Here is a 26,320-nt window from a genome sequence, read left to right as displayed (position 1 = left end):
GAATTCAGACGAAAGGACGTTCTGATGAAGAAGACCATCGCAATCGGTTGCGACCATATCGTTACGGACGAGAAGATCTATCTGGCCGACCGCCTGGAGCAGGCTGGCTACAAGGTGCTCGACTGCGGCACCTACAGCCACTCCCGTACGCACTATCCCATCTACGGTAAGGCCGTGGGCGAGGCGGTTGCCAGCGGCAAGGCCGACTTTGGCGTGGCCCTGTGCGGCACCGGCATCGGTATCACCAACGCTGTCAACAAGGTTCCCGGCGCCCGCTGCGCCCTGGTCCGCGACATGACCTCTGCCCTGTATGCCCGTCGTGAGCTCAACGCCAACATCGTGGGCTTTGGCGGCAAGATCACCGGCGAGTTCCTGATGGCCGATATCATGCTTGCTTTCCTGGAGGAGCCCTACGACAAGACTCCCGAGCACGATGCCCTGATTGCCAAGATCGACGCCTGCAACAAGGCCGACGCCGAGGCTCAGGCTGATCCGCACTTCTTTGACGAGTTCCTCGAGAAGTGGGACCGCGGCGAATACCATGACTAGCGGGTATCCGGCGTAATTTACTAGTCCGTTGACGGCTCGCGTTTCTGTGAGGGGCGCGGGCCGGTTTTCTATCAGCCCTATTGACTTGGCGGGCTGTCGTAAGAAAGGGAAGGCTCCTATGGAGTTTGTTCTTGATGACGGTTCTGTTCGCGTGGCACTGAGCACGGCTGGCGGATCGTTCACTTCGATTAAAGCCAACGGTCGCGAGTACCTGTGGCAGGGCGATCCTTCGGTCTGGTCGGGCCAGGCACCCATTTGCTTTCCGATTTGCGGCGGCCTTCGTGACGGCCGCGCGATGACCATGGGCGGCCGCGAAGTTAAGCTTGCCCGTCACGGCTTTGCCCGCAAGCAGGAGTGGAAGCTCGAGGAGCAGGGCGACAACATGGCTGCGCTGAGCCTAAGCTCTGCCGACCATGCCGAGTTGCTCGAGCAGTACCCGTATCCGTTCAAGATCGTTGCTCGTTACACGATCGATTCGGAAAAGGTGGCCGTGTCGTACGAGGTGACCAATGAGGGCACCGAGGACATGCCGTTCTTTGTGGGCGGTCACCCCGGCTTTAAGTGCCCGCTCGACGAGGGCGAGTCCTACGACGATTACGAGCTCCGTTTTGAGCAGCGTGAGGCCGCCGAGCTCTGTACTGCCGTTCCCTCGACGGGCCTGATTGATGTTGAGCATCGCAGCAAGAACCCCATGATCGGCCAGAACCTGCCGCTTACCCACGAACTCTTCGACTTCGCGGAGACCATCTTCGACGTGCTCGAGAGCCGCGTGGTTACGCTGACCAAGAAAACCGAGGACAAGGGCGTGCGCCTGACGTTCCCCGATATGCCGTACCTGATTGTGTGGAGCAAGCCCGAGGGCGACTTTGTGGCAATTGAACCGTGGGGTGGCCTGTCCACCTGCTCCGACGAGGACGATATTCTAGAGCACAAGCGTGGCTGCCTGGTGGCCAAGCCGGGGGAGACCGTCACCCGCGGCTTTGAGATTGAGATCCTTTAACGAGCTATCGTATGTTTGGGGTGGGTCATGCCGCCCCGGAACAGGAGTTCAATATGATTCTGACCGTTACCATGAACCCGTCGATTGATACGCGCTATCAGCTCGACAAGCTGATCATCGACGATGTTAACCGCGTGACGCCCGAAAAGACCGCTGGCGGCAAGGGCCTCAACGTGAGCCGTGTGCTGCTGCAGTTGGGCGACGATGTGCTCGCGACCGGTCTGCTTGGCGGCCACATGGGTGCCTATATGGCCGAGCTTATGGATGCCGACGGCGTCAAGAATGACTTTGTGCCCATCGCCGGTGAGACACGCATTTGCCTGAATATTCTGCACGAGGGTAATCAGACCGAGCTGCTGGAGAGCGGCCCGCAGATCGCTCCGGCCGAGCTCGAGGCCTTTACGGCCAAGTTCGCCGAGCTCGCTGCGAAGGCTGACGTCGTGACGCTTTCGGGCTCGCTGCCGCGTGGCGTCGATGCCGGCTACTATGCCAAGCTCGTCAAGATCGCCGAGGAGGCGGGCGCCAAGGTGCTGCTCGACACCTCGGGTGCATCGCTGGAGGCTGCGCTGGAGTCCGACGCCAAGCCCGAGCTTGTGAAGCCCAATCTGACCGAGATCAACGGTCTGCTGAGCACGTCCTTCACGACCGATGATGTCGATGCCCTGCGCGAGGCGCTTGCCGCCGATGGCCGTTTTGCCGGTATTCCCTGGGTTGTCGTTTCGATGGGCGCTGCCGGTTCGGTGGGCTTCCATGAGGGTCGCGCATTTCGCGCCAAGACGCCCGCGATTGCGGCTGTGAACGCGACGGGTTCCGGCGACTCGACCATTGCCGGCTTTGCGCATGCCATTGCTGCTGGTGCCGACGACGTCACCGTGCTCAAGACTGCCAATACCTGCGGCAAGCTCAACGCCATGGACCCCAAGACCGGCCACCTGGTCATGGACCGCTGGGACGAGGTCTACAACAGCGTTGAGGTCGTAGAGTTGTAGCGGTTGCGACTCCTAATAGAATGAGCGTGGATAATCTCCTGCTTTTGGTGCCCATACGAGCTCAAAGTGGGAGATTTTCCACGCTCGAGTCATTAGTCGTTGGGGACGTTCTTGTTTGACTAGTCGTTTAAGAGCGTCCCCAATGACTACACGCAAAAATGGCGCCCGCCGGCGATGTTGCCGGCGGGCGCCGTTGTCTTGAAGACGAAATGATCCGTTTTCCTTCGTCCGAAAGGGATCATTACAGTGAGTCGATAAAGCGCTGTTGGGCGGCGCGTCCTGCTTCGTCCCACTTAAAGACGCCGGCGTTGTCGAGCACGTGGCCAAACACCACGCCGACCTCCTCGTGCAGGATATCGATGGCGTTGTCTGCCGTAAGCTCGTCGGCGCGGCGGGCAAAAACGTCTTCGGCCCATGCGGCGTGGCTGCGGCATAGATCATCGCCCTCGAGCGCGCTAGCAAGGTCGTAGCTGGCATCGGCCTTGGCTGCCAGCAAGTGCTCGCGGACAGCGCCGAGCTCGGGAACCAAGCGCGGCGGCAAAATGGCCAGGCCCATGACCTCGATCAGGCCGATGTTCTCCTTTTTAATGTGGTGGTACTCGGCATGCGGGTGGAACACGCCCAACGGATGCTCGTCGGTCGTGATGTTGCAGCGAAGCGCCAGGTAGGCCTCGTAGATTTTGCCGCCGGCATTGCCGCGGGAGTCGACGCGGCGGATGACGGGTGTCACGGTGTTGTGCGCCATGCCATCGGCTGTGCGCGCGATGACGCCCACAGACTCATCGGTCCACTCGCGCCAGGCGAGGATAATCTTCTCGGCAGCGTCGAGCAGCTGAGCGCGATCATGCGAGCGCAGGCGCAGCGCCGAAAGCGGCCACTGCAGCACAGCACCCGTAACGCTGTCAAAGCCGGGTACGCTAAACTGTGAGACCTCGGTGGCATGCATCATGGGGAACTCGTGCGCACCGCCCTGGAAGTGGTCGTGCGACAGAATCGAGCCGCCCACGATGGGCAGGTCGGCGTTGGAGCCAATAAAGTAGTGCGGGAACAGGTCCACAAAGTCGAGCAGGCACGTCAGGCCCTTGCGGTCAACGTGCATCGGGCGATGCTCGGAGCTCATGGCAATGCAGTGCTCGTTAAAGTACGCGTACGGGCTGTACTGGAAGCCCCAGCGCTCGCCGTCGAGCTGGATGGGGATAACGCGCAGATTCTGGCGGGCGGGGTGAGTGCCGCCGTCGGCTGCGGCGGAGCGTCCGGGATAACCCTCGTTTTCGATGCAGAGCTGGCAGGCGGGATACTTTTCGCCCGCGTTCTTGGCTGCACCTGCCGCGGCGATGTCGCGCGGGTCCTTCTCGGGCTTGGACAGGTTGATGGTTATCTCGAGATCGCCCCAGTTGGTGGGGGTGCTCCATTTGATGTTGCGCGCGATGGCGGCGCGGCGCACGTAGCCGGCGTCGCAGCACAGGCCGTAGAACCAGTCGGTCGCAGCGCGGGGTTCGTTGACGCCCATGCGGCCGTTGAACTCCTCGTTTACAACCGAAGGCCTCGGCATCAGCGTGCCCATGATGCGCATGGCGATGCGGTCGCGCCCCGATGCTGTGTCCTCGGCGGCGCCGTTGGCAACGGCAGCCTCGGAAAGTGAGACAAGCGTGCCCTCCAGGTCAAAGTCGGGCAGGGTATCGGGGTGCAAGAGCGAAATCTTCTCGGTCTTGAGCGCCCAAGCCATGTTGAGTGCGGGGCCCGTGGCGCCGATGCACTCCAAAATGGTGTTGTAGGCCCAGATGCGATCGTCCTGTCCGATCATCGATCGATGGATGGCATACTCAATCAGGCCCTGCGCGGCCTCGCGCACGTCGGTCATTACAGCCATGCCGCGTAAGCCCCCTTGTCAGAAATGGCGTAGTGGCGGGCAGAGCCCTCGCCCAGCCAGCCGTTCATCTTGGCAATGAAGGTGTCGACCAGGTCGAGCGGCACGAAGGCCTGGATAGTGCCACCAAAGCCGCCACCGTGAATGCGAACGGCGCCGCGGCCGTCGAGCACGTGCTCGGCCAGCGCCAGGGCATACATGGAAGGCTGCTCAGATCCCAGCTTGGCAACAACATTCTGCAGGTACATGGCGGAGCTGGCGCCGGACTCGCGCGTCAGGACCAGGAACTGATCGATATCGCCGGCGTTAAGGGCCGACCAACGCTTATCGACCAGGCCGTTCTCGTACCAGTAGTGAACGGCGCGCAGGCAGGCACGGTCGCCCAGCTTGGCGCGCAGCTCGGGGAGCTTGGCGTCAAAATCGGCAACGTTTACCTCGCACAGGCGTGCCTTGCCAAACTCGGCGGCGACGTCTTGCATTTCGCGCGGAACGGCGGCGTAGTCGTCGGTGGCGGCCACGTGGTCGGCACCGACCTTAACGAGCACGAGCGCATAGCCGTGATCCTCAAAGTTGAGCTCGAGCTTCTGGGTCTTAGGCTGAGCCTGATCCTCAAAATCCATGTAGGCAAGGCCGCCCAAGCACACGGCGGCCTGGTCCATAAGGCCGCAGGGCTTACCGTAGTAATTGTTCTCGGTGCGCTGGCTCATCTGGGCGAGCGCGACGGGCTCGATGGCGGGCGCTCCCCAGAGCGTCTCCATGGCACGACCGTATGCCGCCTCGACAGCAGCGGAGCTCGAAAGACCGCCGCCCGAGGGGACGGAGCAGATGAAGGCGAGGTCGAAGCCCTGGGGCTCAACGCCCAGAGCAGCGATTTCGTGGGCCATGCCGCGGACGAGGCTCGCGGACGTGCCCTTCTCGGACTCCTGAACGTCTAGCGTGTCGAGCGCGATCTCAAACGTGGGATAGCCCTCGTCGGCAACGCGGACCTTGTTGGAATCAGTTGCCACGGCGATGCCGTCGACGGCGACATCGAGCGAGCCGGCGATAACGTGGCCGCCCTCGTGGTCGGTGTGGTTGCCGCTGATCTCGGAGCGGCCGGGCGCGTGCACATAGAGCACCTGGCGATCGTCGATGGGGCCAAATTCATCCTCGAACAGCTTGGTGAGCGTGGCGAGTGTCTTTTCGTCGGGAGCGGTCATAAGGGTCCTTTCCTTGGTGCATACTGACGAGCTTTGCGTCGTAGTGAGTACGTTAACAATCTGAAGCGGCGTAAATTCAGCATCAACGATGCCGCACGTTACGGGCTATGTTAACGTACTCATAACACAACGCTTATCACTTTTTGAGAATCTGGTAATCGGTAGAAATTCAGCCGTGAACGGTATTGCCGTATGGACTTATAGAGCAGAAGAGTTGCGGATTGAAAAAGTAGAGTACGTTAGCATGCGTCCGACGATAGCGGGCTTCGGCGCGGGGTGTGTTTCTGCCCGGGCCGGCATTCACGCTATTCAGATCTCGCAAGGGTGAAGGTGATCCTGTGGCAAGGCGCCCGTCCAACGATACCAGTTCGCGTCCGGTCTCCATGGCCGACGTCGCCCGCGCTGCTGGCGTTTCGCAGCAGACGGTTTCGCGCGTCGCCAACGGCTTGCCCAACGTTAACGAACAGACGCGCCAGCGCGTGCAGGCCGCTATGCAAGAGCTTGGCTTTCGTCCGAGTTATGCCGGTCGCTCGCTGCGCGACGGCCGTTACCATTCGGTCGGCCTGTGCATCAACGATGTCACCAAGTTTGGCAACCTTACGATGATTGATGGCATTGCCAGCGCTGCTCGCGAGCGTAATTGCGCCATCACGCTGGTCGAGATGTCCAAGACCGAGGAATTCTCGCTTGCCGAGGCAACGCGTCGTATGGCCGCATTGCCGGTGGACGGCATCATCATCGGCATGAGCCGCATGGCGCCCGATTTTGAGACGTTTGATCCACTGCCGGGCATTGGCACAGTCATCGTTACCATGTATGCGCACCCGCGGGTGACCACGGTCGACTCCGATCATTACGGCTGCTCGCTATTGCTTATGGATCACCTGTTTGAGCTGGGGCACGAGCAGATTCGCTATATTGGCGGCCCGTCGTTCTCGGTCGACGAGCAATTTCGTCGCGCCGGTTGGCAGGATGCGCTCGAGCGTAAACACATCGAGCTGGCAGAGCCGCTCGAGGGCGACTGGTCTGCCAACAGCGGCTACGAGGCCGGCAGATATCTGGCCGAGCACGATCGCACCATGACAGCGATTTATGCGGCAAACGACCAGATGGCAAACGGGGCAATCGCCGCGCTGCGCGATAGCGGCCTGCGCGTGCCTGAGGACGTGAGCGTGGTGGGCGTCGACGATTCGCTCGATGATTTTGTGGCACACAACGAGCTCACAACCGTGCGCTTCGATCTACATCAGCGCGGACGCGAGGTGTTCGAGCATGCGGTTCCCAAAGCGGGGACGTCGGGCAAAACCGTCGCCATTCGTATTCCCGGTCAGCTCATCGTTCGACACACCACGGCAGCGCCGCGCGCATAGTTTTCGCAGGTCAACGGCTCGGCGTTGCATATCAATAACAATCGGTAAGGATGCCGGCAGATAGCCGTGACTATGAAGGCGAGTGCTATGATAGACGGGTTCATTTGTCTATCTAGGAGGCTTTGCCTGATGGAGATCACCAAGGATATCCGCTACATTGGCGTTGACGATCATGACATCGACCTGTTCGAGGGCCAGTACGACGTTTCCGAGAACGGTATGGCATACAACAGCTACGTTATCTTGGGCGAAAAGATCGCTGTCGCCGATTCGGTCGACGCTGGCTTTGTCGACGAGTGGCTCGGCAACCTCGAGGCCGAGCTCGATGGCCGTACGCCCGACTACCTGGTCGTCCATCATATGGAGCCCGATCACTCCGCCGGCATTGCCGCCTTTATGGAGCGCTATCCCCAGGCACAGATCGTGGCAAGCATGGGCGCCTTCCGCATGATGGTCAACTTCTTTGGCACCGATTTCCCCGAGCGCAAGATGGTCGTCAAAGAGGGCGATGTGCTCGACCTGGGCGGCCACAGCCTAACGTTTGTTGGCGCCCCCAACGTTCACTGGCCCGAGGTGCTCTTCTCCTACGAGGCCACCGACAAGGTGCTCTTTAGTGCCGACGGCTTTGGCAAGTTTGGCGCCAACGACATCGAGGATCCTGAGGGCTGGGCCTGCGAGGCGCGCCGTTACTACTTTGGCATCGTGGGAAAGTTCGGCAAGTTTGTGCAGGCCGTGCTCAAGAAGGCCGCCGATCTGGACATTCAGATTATCTGCCCGCTTCACGGCCCCGTGCTGACCGAGAACCTGGGTTATTACCTCGACACCTACAACACCTGGTCGAGCTATAAGCCCGAGGACGACGGCATCACGATTGCCTACGCGAGCGTGTACGGCCATCTGAAGGCCGCCGTTGAGGAACTCGCATCCGCGCTTGAGGCTCGCGGCCAGAAGGTTTCCGTCTTTGATCTGGCTCGCGACGACATGGCCGAGGCCGTTGAGGATGCGTTCCGCTATGACCGTCTGGTACTCGCTTCCATCACCTATCAGGGCGAGATCTTCCCGTTTATGAGCACCTTCATCCACACGCTCGCCGAGCATGCCTACCAGAACCGCACGGTGGCGCTTGTCGAGGCCGGCTCTTGGGCGCCCGCTGCTGCCAAGGTTATGACCAAGGAGCTCGAGGGCATGAAGGACATCACCCTGACGCAGAACAAGGTGACCGTCCTAGGCTCGCTCAACGACACCTCGCGTGCACAGATCGAAGCCCTCGCCGACGAGCTTTCCAAATAGCGATACGTTCGCTTTTAACGCTCAGCCAGCACAACCACCACAAAGGGGACAGGCACCTTTGTGGTGGTTTTTGTTTACACGCTGGCGATGATGAGGTTCGGGCGTTCGTCATCGGCAATCTCGGCGATTGAGGTGGCAACGGCATGGTCGGGGTCGCAATCCATCACGACGGTGTCGACATTGGTCAGTTCGGCAAAGCGATACATGCCGCGTCCGTTGACCTTGCTGGCGTCCATGAGAGCGGCGCTTTGACGGGCTGCGGCGATCATAGCCGCTTTGGTCTCGGCCATCTGGGGAAAGTCGGTCGTAAAGCCGCAGTGGGGGACAAAGGCGCCGGGGCACATGACGGCAAGGTCTGCGTGGACCGTTTGAAGCGCCTGCATGGTGAGCGGGCCATATGGATAGCGATGGCCTTTGCGCAGCGCCCCACCCAGCATGACGACATCGACCGAGGGCATGCTTTCGTCGATGTAATCGGCAATGGTGATGTCGGCCGTGATGACGGTGATGCCGTCGCGCTGATCGAGGAGCCGGACAAACTCGAGTGCCGTGGTGCCCGAGTCGACGAGCAGGGTGTCACCGTTGCCGACGAGTTCAATGGCACTTTGTGCGATAGCCTGCTTGGCGGCGACATTGATGTTTATGCGGCGATCTTGCGTGGAGACAGTTAGGCGTTTATGAAGCGACACGGCGCCGCCATGCGTGCGGCGCAGCTTACCGGATTCGGCGAGCGCGTCCAGGTCGGCGCGGGCGGTGACAGAGGACACGCCAAAGGTTTGGGCGATGTCTGCCACCTGAACGGAGGCGTTATGCTCGAGCATTTCCATAATGGCGGCGCGCCGCTCGTCGGCGAATGCTCGAGTTGTTACGTGGGCCATAGCTGCTCCATCCGCGTCTGAAATTTGCAGGAATTGTGTTGAGTCCATTTTCGTTCATTTTCTTTTTAAGTAAGAAAACACCTTTCGATTACTTATCTTTTCTATAAAAGAAAGACGATTCGCGTGAAAACTTCAGTGTCGGATAGAGAAATTTGGTCCGAATCCCTTCCGTTTGCTTTTCAAAAACGGGTGTCCTGACCTGCGTGCCGGTGATATCTCATACATGTAACACGAACGATTTCCATACAATGGGCGCAGCAAAACGCAAGGTAAAAGGCCTTGCGGACACGTACGCCCGATGTCCAGATGCGGGCGAGGGAGAGGAGCAAACGCTCATGGCACTTGTTACCACCGAAAAGATGCTCAAGGACGCTCGGGCCGGCCACTACGCCGTCGGCGCGTTCAACGTCGAGAACCTCGAGTTTGTTATGGCCGTTCTGGCCGCTGCCGAGGAGACCAAGTCCCCCGTCATCATGCAGACCACCCCGGGCACCATCAAGACCGCTGGTCTGGACTACTTCTACGGCATGGTCAAGGCTGCCGCCGAGCGCGCTTCCGTGCCCGTCGCTCTGCACCTCGATCACGGCGATGGCTATGACCGCTGCATGCAGGCTTTCCGCACCGGCTACACCTCTGTCATGATTGACGGCTCGCACGAGTCCTTCGAGGACAACATCGCCCTGACCAAGTCGGTCGCCGACGCTGGCCGCGCCATGGGCGTGCCCGTCGAGGCTGAGCTTGGCAAGGTTGGCGGCAAGGAGGACGACGGTCCCGCGGTTGAGGGCGAGAGCCCCTACACCGATCCTGCCGAGGCCAAGGAGTTCGTCGAGCGCACCGGCTGCACCTCCCTCGCAATTGGCGTTGGCACCAGCCACGGTGTGTACACGAGCGATCCTCACATCGAGCAGTCCGTGGTCAAGGCCATTCGCGACGCCGTCGACGTGCCGCTGGTTCTGCACGGTACCTCCGGTGTGCCCGATGAGCAGGTTGCCGAGGCCGTGAAGAACGGCATCTGCAAGGTCAACTACGCCACCGAGCTGCGTCAGGCCTACACCAAGGGCTTCATGGCCTACATGGCCGAGAACCCTGCCTGCTTCGATCCTAAGAAGCCGGCCAAGGAGGGCATGCGTGAGATCACCGAGCTGGTTAAGATCCGCATGACCAACCTCAACTCTGTGGGCAAAGCAGAGTAACAGCAAGGGTACTCCGACTCGCTACATATCCCGGGGAGGGACGAGGGCTTAGTTCCCCAATCGTCCTCGGGCATGCAAAAAGCCTCGCTGCGCACTTCGTGCGGCGAGGCTTTTTGCCCCCTGCGGAAAGATTGGGGAACTAAGCCCTCGTCCCTCCCAGGTTGACCTACTCGAGGTCGTCGCCCTTGTGGCGTTGGGCGGAAAATTGGAGCGTTAGGGCTACTTTGTTGATGGGGGGCTAGTATGCCCGGGCTTGGTTGGGGAAGGTTTTGTCTAGGGATGCTTGGAGCTTTTCGAACGATGCTTGCAAGTTGAGATTCTGATTGGTTGAGCGTTTGGCTTTTGTGGTGGGGGAGTCGAGGAGACCGTCTCTCTGTGTCGGGGGGAAGGAGAAAAGGTCTGCATGTGTTAGGGATGGCTGCTGTGCTGCGTCATTGGAAGAATGCATGCTTATGCGGCCTCCTCGATGTCCACCAAAAGATTGCGCGCGGGGTGTGCTGCTAGGTCCCGTGCGTTGGCAGTATTATGCCGCGGCCGTCGCAAAGAAGCGCTAAAGAAAGGCTTAATGAGGTTTGGCGTTACGATGAAACCGCAGGTCAGAGGTATCGAGTAACACTCTTGAAAGGTTTTGGGCTTAAGGGCTTTCTAAGGTTTGTGACGTGGATGTGGCTCGCCTGTGTGGGGTGTGTGGACGGCTCGTTCCTAGCGCTGCGGCTCTGCGGCGCGCACCCGCTCGATGACCTTTTCCATCGTGGCGTCGATGCGGTCTTTTTTGAGATCGCATTCCCAGATGGTTATGGACGTCCAGCCCATTTGAGTGAGTGCTGCCACGGCAGCGCGGTCGCGCTCGACGTTGCGACGGAACTTTGCCTCCCAAAACTCAACATTGCGTTTTGGCTGGCTCGGATTGCACTTAGGGCAGCGATGCCAAAAGCAACCGTTGACAAAGATGGCGATCTTGCGGCCGGGGAAGGCGATGTCGGGCTTGCCGGGAACCTTCCATTCCAAGCGATAACCCGTAAGGCCCGCTGCGCGCAGGCGCTGGCGAACGAGCAGCTCGGGTTTGGTGTTTGCACGCTTGTTGCCCTTCATGGACTTTTTGATGGCAGCGCGACGGCGCACCAGTTCGCGCTCGTCGGCGGAAAGGTCCGAGGTATCGATGCCGTCGAGCAGACCGGGCTTGGGACGCTTTTTGCTGCGGCGCCTAGGTGCGCGCTTGGGCTTGGAAGCGGGCTCGTCGGTCGTGGTGGCCTCGGTGTCGTTGGCAGTGCTGTTGGCCTTAAGCCGATCTTCCTTCAGCTCAATCAGGGCATCAATGAGCCCCTTGTCGGCGGGCATCCATTCCACCGTGGCAAGCGAGGTGCGCGGAATCCAGCGGATATCGAGCTGACGATCGTGTTTTTGGGGCTCGCCGGACGCTTTGGCCAGCGAGCAGTAGTAACACTCCATCGAGAGATGAAAATCGGGGTAGTCATACTCAACGGTGTAGAAATCACGTAGGTTGGTGACTTTGACCTGCAGCTCTTCCATAAGCTCGCGGCGCACGGCGTCTTCGGGCGTCTCGCCGCGCATGAGCTTACCACCCGGGAACTCCCAAAGTCCCTGCATGTCGCCGTAGCCGCGCTGCACAGCAAGTAGCTCGTCAGATCCATCCTTGCGAATGATCCCAGCGGCAACATGAACAGTCTTCAACAGGAGTCCTCTCTCAACATCATTACATGACGGGGTAGTCTTTTTGGGACGGGGCTTTTTTAGCTGCCCTATGTCAAATGCGCCCTCATGCCTCAAAAGCTTCGGATGGGGCAGCTAAAAAAGCCCCGTCCCAAAAAGACTACCCTTACCTTACGCAACGGTAAGGCAAGCGTAAGCCATATCGATGGTAGCCGACTCGGCTTCTTGCGACTATAGATGCCGTAGACTAATCGCAAGAAAGGACTCGGTATGCAAACCACGCAAACGGCAACCCCGGTACTGGAGGTCGCGCATCTCGAAAAGGTATATGGAGCGCTGGGCAACGTGACCCGCGCGCTCAACGACGTCAGCTTTACCGTCAACCGTGGCGAATTCGTCGGCATCATGGGCGCCTCGGGCTCGGGCAAGTCGACGCTGCTCAACTGCGTGTCGACCATCGATAGCGCCACGAGTGGCACCATCCGCATCAACGGCCAGGACGTGACGCGCATGAAGCAGGCCAAGCTTTCGCAGTTCCGCCGCGAGGAGCTTGGCTTTATCTTCCAGGACTCCAACCTGCTCGATACGCTCACGGCGCGCGAGAACATCGCCTTGCCGCTCACCATCGCCCGTATGAACTCGGCGGAGATCTCGACCCGCGTGCAGGATGTGGCTGCGCGCCTGTCCATCAGCCAAGTGCTCGACAAGTACCCCTACCAGATGTCCGGCGGCCAGCAGCAGCGCGTTGCCGCCTGCCGCGCGCTCGTCACCGACCCCACGATGATCATGGCCGACGAGCCCACCGGCGCCCTCGACTCCAAGAGCGCCCGCCTGCTGCTCGAGAGCCTGGAGGCGCTCAACCGCCGCCTGCGCGCCACGGTGCTCATGGTTACGCACGATAGCTTTGCCGCCAGCTACACGAGCCGTGTGCTGTTTATCCGCGACGGCAAGATCTTCACCGAGCTGCGCCGCGGCGACACCGACCGCCGCGAGTTCTTCGACCGCATTATGGAGGTCGTTGCCATGATGGGCGGTGAGGGCTCCGATGCTCTGTAAACTCGCATGGGGCAACGTCCGCCGTGCCGGCCGCGACTACCTCGTCTACTTGTTGACGCTCACCCTGGGCGTCACGGTCTTCTATGCCTTTAACACCATCTCGATGCAGGTCGACATCGCCGGAATTGATGAAGAGGGCTTGGCGCAGGTTATGGGCAGTATGCTCGGCGACCTGACGTACTTTTTGGCCGGTGTCATGGCCTTTTTGATGGTGTACGCCAATAACTTCATCATGAAACGCCGCAAAAAGGAGTTTGGCCTGTACCAGGTGCTCGGCATGGGGCGCGGGCGCGTCGCCACGATCATGGCGCTCGAGACGGTGATTGTCTCGGTGGTGGCCTTTGTTGCCGGCATTGTGCTGGGTGTGGGACTCTCCCAGCTCATGACGTTCTTTACGGCCTCGCTCTTTAAGACGCAGATCGCCAATTTCCACTTCTTTTTCTCGATGCATGCGTTCAATCTGACCCTTGCCTGCATGCTCGTAATGTTTGTGCTCACGCTACTGCTGAACCTCCGCGCCGTGCGTCGTACCAAACTCATCGAGCTTATGGGTGCCGAGCGTCGCAACGAGACCATCAAGACACGCAACCCCTGGATCGCGATTGCCATCTTTGCCGTGGGCGTGGTGCTGGTGGGCGTGGCCTATTACCGTCTGCTACGTGATGGGTTCCCGCTAACCGCGACGGACAGCAAGCTGCAAGAGGCCATGAACCAGTTTGGTATTACGACCGCTATGGTTACCGTGGGCACCTTTGCCCTGTTCTGGGGACTCTCGGGCATGCTCATCAAGCTGCTGCAGAGCCTGCGCGGCGTGTATTGGCGCGGTCTCAACATGTTTACCGTGCGCCAGCTTGCGGCCAAGGTCAACACGGTGTGCTTTTCGATGGGCGTCATCGCGATGATTCTGTTCCTTGCCATTACTTCTGTGACTTGCGGTATGTCGATTGCCAGCGTGATGAACGAGAACCTGGAGCGCTATAATCCGGCCGACATGTCGCAGACGTATGTCTATTACACGCCCGATACGCTCGACTACTACAAAGAGTACGTCAATCCGTCTGAGGCCGATCGCATGGTGCTGGCCGATAGTACGGTCGATTTGTACTCCGCATGGCACGGCGATCCATGGCACGGCGATCGTAAGGACAAGTCGGCGGACAACAACGACGAGACCGGCAAGAAGGTCAATATCGCCGATGTTGCCGGTGAGCATGTGCAGATCGATTCGTATCTGAGTTACCCGCTTGGCGGCTCGAATCCTTCGGTGATCCCAAGTGAGATGTGCAAGACCATGGGCGAAAAGCTCCCCAAGGCGTTCGAGGGCAGCAACGCCGACATGACAGGCCTGTCTGTGACGCCGGCAAGTCAGTACAACAAATTGCGGCAGATGATGGGCGAGGAGCCGGTGAGCATTGGCCGCGACCAGTACTTGCTTACGTGTGATATGGGCGGTGAGCTGGTCGACCTGTACACCAAGTATATGGCTGGCGGCCATGCCCTTACCTTGGGCGGGCATACGCTCAAGCCCGCAACCGATAAGTCGGACGAGGACACGGCGGCCATCGCCAACTCGGCGATGGGCAGTAACGGGGGTACCGTCGTCGTTGCCGACGAGCTGTTGTCCCAACTCAATCTGCAGCCGTATTCCAGTAGCCTGCTCGTTAACTACAAACAGGGGATGGATACGACCGAGGCAGACGAGAGTATTAAATACACTGTGCTCGACAATCTGCTCGTTGACGGCAAGGAGCCGGGATCGTGGGGAATCTTCATCACACGCTCCGAGATGTACGCGCAAGCAGCGCAAATGAACGGTCTTATTAGCTACCTAGCCATCTACATCGGCTTTGTATTGGTCGTTGCATGCGCGGCGATTCTGTCGATCCAGCAACTCTCCAACGTGGCCGACGGCAGCCGCAGCTATCGTGTGCTGGCACAGATCGGCTGCGACGACCGCCAGATTCGCCATTCGGTGATGGCGCAGCAAGCGGTATTCTTCCTGTTCCCGCTGGCAGTGGGCTTGGCGCACTCCTTTGTGGCGCTCAAGGTGATCATCGAGCTGGTGAGCATCTTTGGCAACATGAGCATCGGTGGCACGGTGGGCCTTACCTGTGCGATTTTCCTGGCAGCCTACGGCGGCTACTTCCTGGTGACGTACCTCATGAGCGCCGGCATGGTACAGGCTGCCATCGCCACCCGCTACAGCGAGTAGCTCGTCCAACCCAGAACCACCACAAAGGGGACAGGCACCTTCGTGGTGGTTTTTTCTGCATAACTTTATCGTTTCCAAAAGTGGAGGATCAACGTCGTGCGGTTTTGCTGCTCGGTTTTGACCAGGATGTTGTGGATGTGGGTCTTGACGGTGCCCACGGCAAGGTATAGCTCGTCAGCAATCTCTTGGTTCGACTTGCCCAGCACAACCAGACGCAAAACCTCGGCCTCGCGGTTGGAGAGCCTGTAGGCGTTGCGGTAGAAGGGCATTTGCTCTTCGATGTGTCGATCAAGATCGCTGACGTTCTTTTCCTCGGGTGCCTCCTGCATGCGAATCGAAAGCACGTGATAGGCATAGATAATCAGCAGGATCGCAAAGTAGCACGCAAAGACGTTCTCGCTAAAGTTGCGCTCGGATAGGTACAGCTGCAGCCAGGAGGGTGCCAGACTCATGGGGACGACCAAGATGTTGTAGAAGTCCTCGGCAACGATGCACCCGACCAGAATGGCGCCGATAATGAGGTGCTTTCGTTGATTGTTGACGCGCGCCTTAAGCTCGACCTGCGTGCTTTTATGCGCTGTCCAAAAGATATAGAGCCCCACAAATACAAGGAATACCTGACGCATCGTGTAGTAGAGCCATTGATGCATGGGGCCGTAGGGGACAGCGACAATGATCAGCAGCTCGCTCAGGAAGAACGTTGCGACGGGAATTACAAACTGCTTTTTTGAATGTTTGTCGAGCAAGTCCATGGCGATGAGCCAAATAAAAGCTTGTGAAGCGGTTGCCACAAGCGTCCGCAACACAGGCATGGTAATTGAGTAATAGTCGCTGGCCGGAAAACTCTGGTTTTGCAGCGTGTATTCAAAAAAGAAAATCTCGGTCATCTCGATGGCATAGCAAATAAAAACGCCGCTGCCATAGATAAAGAAGCGTCGACGAGACGAGGCATAGGCGGCAAGCGAAAGCACTGCCGTCACAATACAAATCAGGAGAATCGCTAGGGTATAGAAGAACATCAGGGTGTTCATCTGTCACCGTCCCATCTCATTTATCTATGGCCGAGTCCTGTATATCTTGTGGGATATAGACGTCTCAACCCTTCGTTACATTGCGGATTGGGCGCCGAGATACAGCATAGCCGTATACCGTTTGCGGTTCTAGATAGTAAACCCCTGCAAGCTGTTTACCTGCTGGTTTATATTGGTTTAGAGGGGGTGTAACTCCGTGAACGGTCTTTAATCCCGAATAAACTAGGTAAAAATTGCATACGGGTGAATGATGGTCTTGTCAACACGAGGCGTGATGTTCGAGCGTCTCATAGTAATAGTCGGCACGACCGGCGGAAAGGAAATTGACATGGCACTGCCTAAGGATTTCATCGACACCAATGACTTCACCAAAGAGCAGATCCTGGCTATCGAGGATCTTGGCCTGGCAATGAAGAAGGCCATCAAGGTTGACGGTTATTATCCGCACCTGCTCCGCAACAAGAGCCTTGGCATGATCTTCCAGCAGGTCTCCACCCGCACCCGTCTTTCCTTCGAGACCGCTATGACCGACCTCGGCGGCCATGCTCAGTTCTATGGCCCTGGCACCATCCAGCTCGGCGGTCACGAGTCCCTGGGCGACACCGCTCGCGTTATGGGCTCGCTGCTCGACATCATGATGGCTCGCGTTGACCGTCACAAGGACGTCGTCGGCCTCGCCGAGGGCTCCGCTGTGCCCGTCATCAATGGCATGTCCGAGTTCAACCATCCCACGCAGGAGATGGGCGACCTCATGACCATGCTCGAGAACCTCCCCGAGGGTAAGAAGATCGAGGACTGCACCCTGGCCTTCATCGGTGACGCCACCCAGGTCTGCGTCTCCCTCATGTTCATCGCCTCCAAGGTCGGCATGAAGTTTGTCCAGTTTGGACCTAAGGGCCACCAGGTCCCCGACGGCGGCCTGCACGTTGGCACCGTTGAGGAGCGCGCCGAGTTCGGCAAGCAGATGATGGCCATCGCCGAGGAGAACTGCAAGGTCTCCGGTGGCTCCATCGTCATCTCCGACGACATCGAGTGCATCAAGGGCGCCGACTTCATCTACACCGACGTGTGGTATGGCCTGTACGACGAGGAGGTCTCGGGCGAGAATTACATGGACGTGTTCTATCCCAAGTATCAGGTCACCATGGACATGATGAACTTTGCCGGCCCCAACTCCAAGTTCATGCACTGCCTGCCGGCCACCCGCAACGAGGAAGTCGTCGACGAGGTTATGGACGATCCCGAGCGCTCCCTGTGCTGGGTCGAGGCCGAGAACCGCAAGCACTCCATCCGTGCTCTCCTCGCTGCCCTGGGCAAGCGCACCCCGCTCAACGACGAGGGTGTCGAGTACTCCGCCAAGGCTGAGCTCCACGCCGCTCTCAAGGCTCTCGAGCAGCTCTAAGCCTTAAGGCCGCTAAAAGCACGTTTGCGGGCGGCGGATACTCGCCTCCTGTCGCCCGCTCACCGAGGCTCAAGCAATTGCCTTAGTACCTTGGGCCTCGGATCTGTCCAAGACTGAGCGAAGGAGCTCATCATGAGCGACGGAAAGAAAAAGCTTTCCTTCCTGACGGTCATTTCGACCATCATCTGCGTCGTCTTCGTTTGCGAGGCCGCCGCTCCTGCTGCTGCCATTGGCAACCAGCAGTTCTTCTGGTGGATCTTCCTGATCCTGACCTTCCTGCTCCCTTATGGCATGGTTGTTGCCGAGCTCGGTACCACCTATGACGGCGAGGGCGGGATTTACGACTGGGTACGCGATGGCCTGGGCGACAAATGGGGCGCCCGCATTTCGTACTACTACTGGGTTAACTACCCGCTGTGGATTGCCTCGCTGGCCACTATGTTCCCCGACATTTTGGGCATGGTCTTTGGCGTCGAGTTCAATTTGATCGCCAAGATGGGTATCGATCTTGCCTTTGTGTGGATCGTCTACCTCATGGGCCGCTCCAAGGCGTCCGACTCCGAGTGGGTCCTTAACGGTGGCGCCATCATCAAGGTCGCCGTCGCGGTTATCGTTGGCGCTCTGGGCATTTGGTATGCCATGGAGAACGGTTTTGCGAACGACATGTCCGCTGCCACCTTCCTGCCCGAGCTCACCAACACCAACGCTCTCGGTTACCTGTCGATCATCATCTTTAACTTCATGGGCTTCGAGGTCATCTGCACCATGACCGACGACATGGCCGATCCCGCTCGCGATATCCCCAAGGCTATCATCGTCGGTGGCCTGTCCATCGCTGTGATCTACCTGTTCGCTGGCTTTGGCATCGGCGCTGCTGTGCCGGCCGATTCCATCGACCCCGACTATGGCATGATTGTCGCAGTCCAGACCATGGTGGGCGACTCCATGATCTTTAAGGTCATCTGCATCGCCTTCCTGATCACCCTGTTCGCCAACATGGCCGCTTGGTCCTTCGGCGTTAACTCCGTTGCTCGCTACGCTGCCGAGCACGGCAACATGCCCAAGGTCTTCGCCTCGATGATCTCTGACGACGATATGCCCAACGGCGCCAACCTGGTCAACGCTATCGTTGCCTCCTTGGTGTTGTGCCTGCAGCTGGTTCCCATCGACGCCATCTCCAACGGTGTCTTCTGGATGCTCTTTGGCACCTCCGTCGTCTTCCTGCTGCTCACCTACATCCCGATGTTCCCGGCGTTCCTCAACCTTCGTAAGAACGACCCGAACCGTGAGCGCATCTTCACGTTCCCGTTTAAGGGCGCCATGATGAAGGTTATGCTGGCCATCCCCTGCATCGAGCTGATCCTGGCCATCGTTGCAACGCTGGCTCCGTTCTCCGTCGATGAAATTGGCGACAAGGTCCCGATGATCGTTATCTTCATCGTGCTCGTGCTCATCGGCGAGGTCGTCCGCGTCGTCAGCGCCAAGGGCCGCGAGACCGAGTACAAGGGTCTCACCCCTGAGCTGGCTGCTCAGCGACTCGCTGAGGAGGCCGCCGAGGCCGAAGAGGACTAGAGCACCCGGATTCGGGGCTCCAACCCTCCTCGCGTACCAAAGTACGCTTCGTCGGGCTTGTCGCTCCCGACTCCGGGCACGCTAGCCTCTTCGGGGGCGTGCCCAAAGCGACAAATTTGCTCACTATTTCCTGGGGCGGGTGCGAGCGATAGCTCCGGTAACCACCGCCCGCCCCAACCTCTCTCTTTCGTATCCTTCGTGCGTATGTCTCCGCGCACTTGGCTACGTCGTCGCTCGCCGGTGCGACTCCGTGAAAACCGGTACCGGGCGCCCCGACCTTTGCCGGGGGACGGGCACCCACTATCTCTTGGTTTTTAGGCCGCGGGTAACCCGCCCGCGGCAAGCGATCGTTCGATTTGGAGGAAATCTTATGCGTACGATCACCGAGTCCGAGTCCACTCCCAAGGCCGACGGCTTCTTCATGCCTGCTGAGTTTGCCCCGCAGGATCGCGTGTGGATGGGCTGGCCCCACCGCACCGACACCTGGGCCCACGGCGCCAAGCCGGCTCAGAAGCAGTATGCCGCCATCGCTCGCGCCATCGCCGAGTTCACCCCGGTCACCATGTGCGCCAACCAGGCCGACTACGCCAACTGCAAGGCCGTCTTCGAGAACGACGAGAACGTCACCGTTATCGAGATGACCACCGACGACGCTTGGTTCCGCGACACCGCCGCCACCTACGTCATCAACGGCAAGGGTGAGAAGCGCGCCAACCACTGGCACTTCAACGCCTACGGCGGTCTCGTCGACGGCCTCTATTTCCCGTGGGACAAGGACGAGCAGATCGCCCTCAAGATGGCCGAGCTCTCCGGCTGCCGCCGCTACCGTCCCGACGACATGATCCTCGAGGGCGGCTCCATCACCGTCGACGGCGAGGGCACCCTCGTCGTGACCGACCAGTGCCTGCTTTCCCCGGGCCGCACCTGCTCTGCGGTGCTCGAGGAGGAAGAGGACCCCGAGTCCATCTGGCCCAAGTACCACAAGAAGTTCGAGCCCTGGAGCGAGGAGCTTCGCGCCTACATGGACGAGCACCTCAAGGATTACCTGGGTGTCGAGAAGGTCATCTGGGTCAAGGAGGGCATCGACCCCGAGGAGACCAACGGCCACATCGATGACGTCGCCACGTTCATCGCCCCGGGCGTCATGGCCTGCATCTGGACCGACGATCCCGAGTATCCGTTCTACGAGCAGTGCCACGCTGCCTACGAGACCCTCTCCAACGCCGTTGACGCCAAGGGCCGCAAGATGAAGGTCTACAAGCTCTGCATGCCCGTGAACCCGCTGTTCATGGACCAGGCTTCCTGCGACACCATCGACGCCGACGAGAACGCCGAGCCGCGCGTCCCCGACGAGCCGCTGATCGCCTCTTACATGAACTACCTGGTCACCAACCACGGCGTCATCGTCCCGCAGTACGGCGACGAGAACGACCAGCTGGCCGTCGACACGCTCCAGAAGATCTACGACGAGGTCTGGGGCGAGGGCGTCTACAAGTGCGTCGGCGTCCAGTCCGAGCAGGTCGTCTTCGGCGGCGGCAATATCCACTGCATTACCCAGCAGGAGCCCTCGGCGTAACTGTCTGTCTTCCCGAGGCACGGCACCTTGCCCTCCAATCGTCGGGCATGACCCTTAAGGTCAATGCCCTCCTCTTTCAGGGCAATCTGTCGCACCTCGAAAACCCAGTCGATCAATCGGACAGGTGGCGTGTCGTCCCATCTCGGGGCATTGATGGGCTGCTGCTTGATGTCTTGGTCGGTTGGGTTTTCTTTGGGCACTCCGTTGCCTCCACATCGGAGTGCCCTTTTCTTTGATTGAGTACGCGTCTGGCCTGGGATTTTTTGCGGGTTAGGCCAATTGTTCGCTTGAATTTCCCAGGTCAGACGCGTTTTCAATTGCCGAAAGTTCCCGGTCGCGAACGCGGCCGTTTTGATCGGAGTATCTATGTACCAGCGTATCGTCATCTACACGCGTCTGTTCCGCGAGCGTTGGTCCAACAACTGCATCCTCTCCTCTCTTTGGGATGGCACCTGTACCGGTGACGCGGCCTGCAACCCTACCTTGGGCTGCGTCTTCGGTACAGATGCCATCCTTTTTGCTGTAGGGGGCGCGCGCCATGGCAGGTAAAAAGTTCTCCCTGATCGAGGTCATCCTTTCGGTTATCTGCGTCGTGTTTACCATCGAGGCGGCGGCTCCGGCATCTGCCATGGGCAACGTGCAGTTCTTCTGGTGGATCTTCCTTATCATTACGTTTTTGCTTCCCTATGGTCTGGTGGTGGCCGAGCTGGGTACGGCGTTTGATTCCGAGGGCGGCCTGTACGATTGGGTTCGCTTGGGCCTGGGCGACCGTTGGGGCGCCCGTTGCTCTTGGTGCTACTGGGTTAACTTTCCGCTGTGGGTGGCAAGTATCGCCTGCATGTTCCCCAGTGTCATTAATGCGGTGTGGGGTATCGAGTTTTCACTCGGGATCCGAATTGCCATCGAGATTGCCTTTGTGTGGGGCGTCACGGTCATGGCAATGCAGCCGGTGGCCGAGGCCGATTGGGCTATGGACGGCGGCGCCGTCATCAAGGTGCTCATTACCGCTGTGGTGGGAATCGTTGGCATTTGGTTTGCCTGCAATAACGGCTTTGCCAACGACATGTCGTTTAAGACCTTCATTCCAGATCTGGGCGACACCAATTCGTTGACGTACCTATCGATTATCCTGTTCAACTTTATGGGCTTCGAAGTGGTCGCGACCTTTGCCAGCACGATGAAGAACCCGTCGCGCGATATCCCCAAGGCGGTTATTGCCGGTGGCGTGGCCATTGCGGCAATTTACATCATTTGCGGCATTGGCATTGGAGCCGCGGTTCCCACCGAGCAGCTTTCACTCGATTCGGGCATTGTGGACGCAGTCGCCGCTATGGTGGGGCGCACCCACCCGCTGACGATGGTCGTGGGCGTGGCCTTTTTGGTGACGCTGTTCGCCAATATGATCTGCTGGAGCTTTGGCGTCAACAACGTAGCGAGCTATGCCGCGCGCCATGGCAACATGCCGCGTCCCTTTGCGTTGGTGTCCAAAAAGACCGGCATGCCCAACGGCTCGGCGCTCATTAACGGCTGTTTTGCCAGCCTGGTGCTGCTGCTCCAGATTCCGCTGGGTGAGGGTTCCGACGTCTTTTGGGTCTTCTTCTCGATGAACGTCGTCTTTCTGCTCATGAGCTATATCCCGATGTTCCCAGCGTTTTGGCGCCTGCGCAAATACGACGATCGTCCGCGCGTGTTCCGCGCGCCCTTCGAGGGCAAGGTGCTTGCGGTGGCACTTGCGATTCCCGTGGTGGAGCTTGTGCTTTCGATTGTCGCTACGATTGTGCCGCTCAACAGCTCACCTGCTGAGATGGCAAAGTTGCCGATCCTCGTGGGCGTAGTGATTGGCCTGTTATTGGGCGAGGTTTCGCGCCTCATATCGCGCCGCGGCCGAAGCGTCGACAATCCCGGCGTTGGTGCACGGGGGTCAGGTTACTTTGCACCAAAACAGTAAGCGCCGCGAGTTGCGCAGCGCTTGGTGCATCTTGGATTACTGTTCGCGGTGCTCGGGATCGGAAACGAGCTTAGGCGCAAAGTAGGGGACGTGGCCCAGGTAGGGGCAGCTGTCCGAACGCTCCTCGACGACACAGGGGACGTCATTGTAGGTAAGTGAGTCGCTCAGGTGGACGATGGCCTTAGCGGCAGGGGCAACGAGTATTTTGAGCAGTGCGATAGGCGCCATGGCATCTCCTTTCCTGCATGCGACCCGTGTTTTAGCGCGAATGTGTACGCCGCAAGTCTAACATCCCGCCGCGGAGAGCTCCAAACCACCACAAAGGGGACAGGCACCTTTGTGGTGGATTTAGGGTTTGACCAGATAATACCTGTTATCGCTCCCAGGCAGTCGTCGGGGACGTTCTAAAACGGTTATAGGTTACTATCCAATAACGCCTCTGAACTGGGCTACTATTAGATTATGGAAAACACTACTGCAAGATTATGGCAAATGATACTGTCAGATTATGGCGTGTGCTGCTGTAGTCGTCGGGGGCCTGCCTTATGAGCGCCGGCATGGTGCGAACTGCCATCGCTGCCCGCTACAGCGAGTAGCAAGCGGGCAAAACCGCCTCAAAACCAGCGCGAACAACCGCCGCGAAGAGGATCGGACCCCTTTCGCGGCGTTTTTTTTGCCTATCTGGAGCGCCTCAAAACCAAGTGAGTAGGCTTTTTTGGATCTGCCGAGCACATCACGACAAGTGCTCAATAAAACCGCAGGTCAGCGCTGTGGCGATTTGGGGTGTGCTCGGCCTCCTGCAAAAAGTCTACTCACTTGGTTTTGGCTGCTAGAAGACCGCCGCGAGGGAAGGCAACTTCCTCGCGGCGGTTGGCGTTTGCCCAGATAAAACCTGCCAAAATAAACCTGTCCCTTTTTGGCATGTCCCTTTTGGCGTGGCTGATTGGTTTGGGCTGTTTTGGAGAAAGCCATGAGGCGGCACTCAGGCTAATCCTGCGTGTCGCCTCCGTACATGTAGACGATAAAGCCGTCGCCGGTGTCTTGGCTGTGATCCTCCAGGATGCGCTTCATGTTGAGGTGCTCGTAGAACTGCCAGTCAGAGTTGCAGTCGCTCATCAGGAAGAATTTGGTGCAGCCTGTCTTGCCGAGCTCGGCGCGCGCAAGGTCGATGAGCGCACGGCCGAGTCCCTTGCCCTGCCACTCGGGCACAATGATGATCAGGTTGAGCTGGCCCTGGGCATACTCATTGCCCGTGGCGGCAAAGCGGTCGGCCGTTGCCTTCTCACGGCTGTCGCCAAAGAGCGAGCCCTCGAGCTTGGCGTCGGCAGTCTTTGCCATCTCGGTTGCCTGGGCGAACATCTCGTCGTAGCAGGGTACCCACGTGGGGTTGGTACGCGGCTTGCCGTTCTCGAAGATGCCGATGCAGCAGGCGGCGATAATGCGGCCCTCGGCCTCGGCGACGAGTGCGATAGGGGAGCGCTGCAGCTGCATAGCGATGTTGAAGCGCGCGCAGAAATCGGCAGCTTCGACGTCGCCGCGGTTGCGTAGCGTGTTGCACCACAGCTGGTTGTAGATGGCGGCGATGCCGGTCAGGTCATCAAGCGTGGCGGCGCGCAGGGTTACGTTGTCAAGGCTCACGGAGGCTCCTTCCAGGTAGGGTCAGGCCACCTCTGAGTGTGACATGGGCGCACCGCCGCTGCAGCAACCATTCGGCAGACGAGCCCCGATCCTTCGGGGGCGGAGGAAAAGGGATCACGAGGATAGTCATTGGGGACGTTCTTAAACGACTAGTCAAACAAGAACGTCCCCAACGACTACCCCAAGGAATGTCCCAGACTGCCGGCAGGAAAGGAACGTCCCCAACTGCCGCATCTCCGCGGATATGAGACTGAGCCGAAGGCGTCGATGACATGCCGGGGGCGGACCGGGACGGGTTTAACGGCAGGCCCCGCCGACCGATTGCAAGCGGTCGGCGGGGCCATTGTGGCCCTTGACAGTGGATTGGGTCATATGAGCGAGCGGGTCGCATTTGAGACAAGGTGACGTGAAACGAAAGGGCGCTGACCTTCTGGTCGCGCCCTTGAAGTTGAACGTCAGATTGTCTCAAATGCGGCCCGCGTAACTAAACACGCTCCGCGATCTCGTGGATGAGGTAGTCGGTCTTTTCCCAGCCCAGGCACGGGTCGGTAATCGACTTGCCAAAGACGCCGCCGTCAACCGGCTGGTTGCCGTCCTCAAGGTAGGACTCGATCATAAAGCCCTTGACCAGCTTGGAGATGGACTCGTTGCGGCGGCAGCTGTCGAGCACCTCCTTGCAGATGCGGTACTGCTCCAGCGGGCGCTTACCTGAGTTGTCGTGGTTGCAGTCGATGACCGCCGCCGGGTTGGCGTAACCGGCATGCTCGGTGTAGCGCTCAGCCAGGCGCTCGAGGTGCTCGTAGTGGTAGTTGGGGTAGGTGCGACCGTCGAGACCGATGTAGCCACGCATGACGGCGTGTGCGAGCGGGTTGCCATCGCACTCGACTTCCCAGTTACGGAAGATGAAGCTCTGGTGCGCCTGCGCGGCGTAAATGGAGTTGAGCATTACGGTGGTAGAGCCGGCGGTGGGGTTCTTCATGCCCACAGGCACCGAAATGCCGCTCGATACCAGGCGATGCTCCTGGTTCTCAACCGAGCGCGCACCCACGGCGACATAGCTCAGCAGGTCGATGAGGTACTGGTAGTTCGACGGGTAGAGCATCTCATCGGCGGTAAAGAAGCCGGTCTCCTCGATGACACGCAGGTGCATGTGGCGGATGGCCTTAACGCCTTCGAGCAGGTCATCGGGCGCCTCGGGGTCGGGGTTGTGCAGCAGGCCCTTGTAGCCGGTGCCCTTGGTGCGCGGCTTGTTGGTGTAAACACGCGGGATGATGATGAGCTTGTCCTTGACCTCCTCGGCGGTTTTGGCCAGGCGGTTCATGTACTCGAGCACCGAGTCCTCGCGATCGGCAGAGCACGGGCCAATGATGAGCACCTTGCGTGCGTCCTCGCCGGTAAAGACCTTGGCGACCTCGGCATCGAATGCCTGCTTCTTGGCAGTAAGCTCGGCGGAAAGCGGCATTTCCTCGCGGATCTCCATGGGGATCGGCAGCCTGCGTTTGAATTCCATGGCCATACGGGGCCTCCTTTATCAATTAACGGCAACAATTGGCGAATTCTCGAATGCTCGGCATTATCCGCTGTCGCACGCTAAAGTGCAAGCGAAACCTACCGAAAAGGGACAGGTTTATTTCGGTCGGTTTTATCTGGGGAAATGTCGGCACTCGCCGGAAGGGGGGCCGGCGTACGACATGCTGGAGCAAGTTGGATCTTCTGTGGCATACCCCGTGGACAAAAAATGGCAAATATGAGTACTGTTGCTAGCTTAGTATCATATCGACCTTATAAGATATTAGACACAACAGTAGATATGTTCATTAACGTTGGCACGCAGAAGCATGCTACCGGGCGTTTTGATCAATTTGAAGGCATATCTAGG

The 26,320-nt window shown here is 59.1% G+C and carries 21 protein-coding genes; 13 read left to right on the top strand and 8 right to left on the bottom strand.

The annotated features are described in order from the left end of the window. Window positions 1-24: 24 nt before the first annotated feature. From lacB to DWZ22_RS00580, 3 genes are all read left to right on the top strand, one after another. The gene (lacB, locus tag DWZ22_RS00590) at window positions 25-549 is read left to right on the top strand and encodes a galactose-6-phosphate isomerase subunit LacB (RefSeq protein ID WP_117743257.1); all 525 of its coding nucleotides are present in this window, start codon (window positions 25-27) and stop codon (window positions 547-549) included. Window positions 550-667: 118 nt separating this feature from the next. Next, window positions 668-1,549, top strand: a complete 882-nt coding sequence (locus DWZ22_RS00585) for an aldose 1-epimerase family protein (RefSeq protein ID WP_118405180.1) — start codon at window positions 668-670, stop codon at window positions 1,547-1,549. Between the two features lie 53 nt (window positions 1,550-1,602). Then, window positions 1,603-2,538, top strand: a complete 936-nt coding sequence (locus tag DWZ22_RS00580) for a hexose kinase (protein ID WP_117798797.1) — start codon at window positions 1,603-1,605, stop codon at window positions 2,536-2,538. Window positions 2,539-2,779: 241 nt separating this feature from the next. Here the strand turns inward: DWZ22_RS00580 and DWZ22_RS00575 are convergent, their stop codons facing one another. Then, complete coding sequence (locus DWZ22_RS00575) at window positions 2,780-4,408, bottom strand: UDP-glucose--hexose-1-phosphate uridylyltransferase (protein WP_233546413.1); 1,629 nt, start codon at window positions 4,406-4,408, stop codon at window positions 2,780-2,782. Next, complete coding sequence (locus DWZ22_RS00570) at window positions 4,399-5,604, bottom strand: galactokinase family protein (protein ID WP_118405179.1); 1,206 nt, start codon at window positions 5,602-5,604, stop codon at window positions 4,399-4,401. Before DWZ22_RS00570 ends, DWZ22_RS00575 begins: the two co-directional genes overlap by 10 nt. 383 nt (window positions 5,605-5,987) lie before the next feature. Here DWZ22_RS00570 and DWZ22_RS00565 point away from each other — a divergent pair, with 383 nt between their 5' ends. Together DWZ22_RS00565 and DWZ22_RS00560 are read left to right on the top strand one after the other, a co-directional pair. Continuing rightward, window positions 5,988-6,974, top strand: a complete 987-nt coding sequence (locus tag DWZ22_RS00565) for a LacI family DNA-binding transcriptional regulator (RefSeq protein ID WP_118405222.1) — start codon at window positions 5,988-5,990, stop codon at window positions 6,972-6,974. 129 nt (window positions 6,975-7,103) lie between these two features. Next, entirely contained in the window at window positions 7,104-8,264 is a 1,161-nt protein-coding gene (locus tag DWZ22_RS00560; RefSeq protein ID WP_118405178.1) for an FprA family A-type flavoprotein, read from the top strand. 74 nt (window positions 8,265-8,338) lie between these two features. Here DWZ22_RS00560 and DWZ22_RS00555 read toward each other — a convergent pair whose 3' ends face one another. Beyond that, window positions 8,339-9,142, bottom strand: coding sequence for a DeoR/GlpR family DNA-binding transcription regulator (locus tag DWZ22_RS00555; RefSeq protein ID WP_118405177.1), 804 nt, complete (start codon window positions 9,140-9,142; stop codon window positions 8,339-8,341). Window positions 9,143-9,477: 335 nt separating this feature from the next. On the opposite strand from DWZ22_RS00555, the gene DWZ22_RS00550 reads away from it, so the two are divergent. Beyond that, window positions 9,478-10,335, top strand: a complete 858-nt coding sequence (locus tag DWZ22_RS00550; RefSeq protein WP_118405176.1) for a class II fructose-bisphosphate aldolase — start codon at window positions 9,478-9,480, stop codon at window positions 10,333-10,335. Window positions 10,336-11,037: 702 nt separating this feature from the next. Here the strand turns inward: DWZ22_RS00550 and vsr are convergent. Beyond that, window positions 11,038-12,027 carry a DNA mismatch endonuclease Vsr gene (gene vsr / locus DWZ22_RS00545; RefSeq protein ID WP_118405175.1) on the bottom strand — a complete coding sequence of 330 codons (990 nt, stop codon included), beginning with the start codon at window positions 12,025-12,027 and terminating at the stop codon, window positions 11,038-11,040. 249 nt (window positions 12,028-12,276) lie between these two features. Here vsr and DWZ22_RS00540 point away from each other — a divergent pair, with 249 nt between their 5' ends. Together DWZ22_RS00540 and DWZ22_RS00535 are read left to right on the top strand one after the other, a co-directional pair. Then, on the top strand, window positions 12,277-13,062 hold the full coding sequence (locus DWZ22_RS00540; RefSeq protein WP_117735470.1) for an ABC transporter ATP-binding protein: 786 nt from the start codon (window positions 12,277-12,279) through the stop codon (window positions 13,060-13,062). Next, window positions 13,052-15,274 carry an ABC transporter permease gene (locus DWZ22_RS00535; protein WP_118405174.1) on the top strand — a complete coding sequence of 741 codons (2,223 nt, stop codon included), beginning with the start codon at window positions 13,052-13,054 and terminating at the stop codon, window positions 15,272-15,274. The genes DWZ22_RS00540 and DWZ22_RS00535 overlap by 11 nt, the downstream gene beginning before the upstream one ends. Before the next feature lie 65 nt (window positions 15,275-15,339). Here DWZ22_RS00535 and DWZ22_RS00530 read toward each other — a convergent pair whose 3' ends face one another. After that, a complete protein-coding gene (locus DWZ22_RS00530) occupies window positions 15,340-16,305 on the bottom strand; it encodes a response regulator transcription factor (RefSeq protein ID WP_118405173.1) in 966 nt (321 codons plus the stop codon). 328 nt (window positions 16,306-16,633) lie between these two features. Here DWZ22_RS00530 and ptcA point away from each other — a divergent pair, with 328 nt between their 5' ends. The 5 genes from ptcA to DWZ22_RS00505 all read left to right on the top strand — a co-directional run bounded on the left by ptcA (window position 16,634) and on the right by DWZ22_RS00505 (window position 22,803). Further along, on the top strand, window positions 16,634-17,707 hold the full coding sequence (gene ptcA, locus DWZ22_RS00525; RefSeq protein ID WP_055252459.1) for a putrescine carbamoyltransferase: 1,074 nt from the start codon (window positions 16,634-16,636) through the stop codon (window positions 17,705-17,707). A gap of 132 nt (window positions 17,708-17,839) precedes the next feature. Continuing rightward, a complete protein-coding gene (locus DWZ22_RS00520; protein ID WP_055252460.1) occupies window positions 17,840-19,279 on the top strand; it encodes an APC family permease in 1,440 nt (479 codons plus the stop codon). Between the two features lie 370 nt (window positions 19,280-19,649). Then, a complete protein-coding gene (locus DWZ22_RS00515) occupies window positions 19,650-20,855 on the top strand; it encodes an agmatine deiminase family protein (RefSeq protein ID WP_055252461.1) in 1,206 nt (401 codons plus the stop codon). Between the two features lie 366 nt (window positions 20,856-21,221). Next, the gene (locus DWZ22_RS00510; protein WP_118405172.1) at window positions 21,222-21,404 is read left to right on the top strand and encodes a hypothetical protein; all 183 of its coding nucleotides are present in this window, start codon (window positions 21,222-21,224) and stop codon (window positions 21,402-21,404) included. After that, a complete protein-coding gene (locus DWZ22_RS00505; protein WP_118405171.1) occupies window positions 21,394-22,803 on the top strand; it encodes an APC family permease in 1,410 nt (469 codons plus the stop codon). Before DWZ22_RS00510 ends, DWZ22_RS00505 begins: the two co-directional genes overlap by 11 nt. Before the next feature lie 36 nt (window positions 22,804-22,839). On the opposite strand, the gene DWZ22_RS00500 is transcribed toward DWZ22_RS00505, so the two are convergent. From DWZ22_RS00500 to DWZ22_RS00490, 3 genes are all read right to left on the bottom strand, one after another. Next, window positions 22,840-23,031, bottom strand: a complete 192-nt coding sequence (locus DWZ22_RS00500; protein WP_055252464.1) for a hypothetical protein — start codon at window positions 23,029-23,031, stop codon at window positions 22,840-22,842. Between the two features lie 759 nt (window positions 23,032-23,790). Continuing rightward, a complete protein-coding gene (locus DWZ22_RS00495) occupies window positions 23,791-24,441 on the bottom strand; it encodes a GNAT family N-acetyltransferase (RefSeq protein WP_117735732.1) in 651 nt (216 codons plus the stop codon). 484 nt (window positions 24,442-24,925) lie between these two features. Further along, entirely contained in the window at window positions 24,926-25,957 is a 1,032-nt protein-coding gene (locus DWZ22_RS00490) for a 3-deoxy-7-phosphoheptulonate synthase (RefSeq protein WP_117763448.1), read from the bottom strand. Window positions 25,958-26,320: the final 363 nt, after the last annotated feature.

The sequence above is a fragment of the Collinsella sp. AF31-11 genome (assembly GCF_003475605.1).
In the GTDB taxonomy this organism is placed as follows: Bacteria; Actinomycetota; Coriobacteriia; order Coriobacteriales; family Coriobacteriaceae; genus Collinsella.
The sequence above is the reverse complement of the archived record's forward strand: the minus strand, read 5'-3'. Positions and strand labels throughout refer to the sequence as shown.

What these genes read in the sequence shown, in the direction of transcription:
- lacB (WP_117743257.1), top strand. Translation starts at nt 25, where the DNA reads ATGAAGAAGACCATCGCAATCGGTTGCGACCATATCGTTACGGACGAG.
- DWZ22_RS00585 (WP_118405180.1), top strand. Translation starts at nt 668, where the DNA reads ATGGAGTTTGTTCTTGATGACGGTTCTGTTCGCGTGGCACTGAGCACG.
- DWZ22_RS00580 (WP_117798797.1), top strand. Translation starts at nt 1,603, where the DNA reads ATGATTCTGACCGTTACCATGAACCCGTCGATTGATACGCGCTATCAG.
- DWZ22_RS00575 (WP_233546413.1), bottom strand. Translation starts at nt 4,408, where the DNA reads ATGGCTGTAATGACCGACGTGCGCGAGGCCGCGCAGGGCCTGATTGAG.
- DWZ22_RS00570 (WP_118405179.1), bottom strand. Translation starts at nt 5,604, where the DNA reads ATGACCGCTCCCGACGAAAAGACACTCGCCACGCTCACCAAGCTGTTC.
- DWZ22_RS00565 (WP_118405222.1), top strand. Translation starts at nt 5,988, where the DNA reads ATGGCCGACGTCGCCCGCGCTGCTGGCGTTTCGCAGCAGACGGTTTCG.
- DWZ22_RS00560 (WP_118405178.1), top strand. Translation starts at nt 7,104, where the DNA reads ATGGAGATCACCAAGGATATCCGCTACATTGGCGTTGACGATCATGAC.
- DWZ22_RS00555 (WP_118405177.1), bottom strand. Translation starts at nt 9,142, where the DNA reads ATGGCCCACGTAACAACTCGAGCATTCGCCGACGAGCGGCGCGCCGCC.
- DWZ22_RS00550 (WP_118405176.1), top strand. Translation starts at nt 9,478, where the DNA reads ATGGCACTTGTTACCACCGAAAAGATGCTCAAGGACGCTCGGGCCGGC.
- DWZ22_RS00540 (WP_117735470.1), top strand. Translation starts at nt 12,277, where the DNA reads ATGCAAACCACGCAAACGGCAACCCCGGTACTGGAGGTCGCGCATCTC.
- DWZ22_RS00535 (WP_118405174.1), top strand. Translation starts at nt 13,052, where the DNA reads ATGCTCTGTAAACTCGCATGGGGCAACGTCCGCCGTGCCGGCCGCGAC.
- DWZ22_RS00530 (WP_118405173.1), bottom strand. Translation starts at nt 16,305, where the DNA reads ATGAACACCCTGATGTTCTTCTATACCCTAGCGATTCTCCTGATTTGT.
- ptcA (WP_055252459.1), top strand. Translation starts at nt 16,634, where the DNA reads ATGGCACTGCCTAAGGATTTCATCGACACCAATGACTTCACCAAAGAG.
- DWZ22_RS00520 (WP_055252460.1), top strand. Translation starts at nt 17,840, where the DNA reads ATGAGCGACGGAAAGAAAAAGCTTTCCTTCCTGACGGTCATTTCGACC.
- DWZ22_RS00515 (WP_055252461.1), top strand. Translation starts at nt 19,650, where the DNA reads ATGCGTACGATCACCGAGTCCGAGTCCACTCCCAAGGCCGACGGCTTC.
- DWZ22_RS00510 (WP_118405172.1), top strand. Translation starts at nt 21,222, where the DNA reads ATGTACCAGCGTATCGTCATCTACACGCGTCTGTTCCGCGAGCGTTGG.
- DWZ22_RS00505 (WP_118405171.1), top strand. Translation starts at nt 21,394, where the DNA reads ATGGCAGGTAAAAAGTTCTCCCTGATCGAGGTCATCCTTTCGGTTATC.
- DWZ22_RS00500 (WP_055252464.1), bottom strand. Translation starts at nt 23,031, where the DNA reads ATGGCGCCTATCGCACTGCTCAAAATACTCGTTGCCCCTGCCGCTAAG.
- DWZ22_RS00490 (WP_117763448.1), bottom strand. Translation starts at nt 25,957, where the DNA reads ATGGCCATGGAATTCAAACGCAGGCTGCCGATCCCCATGGAGATCCGC.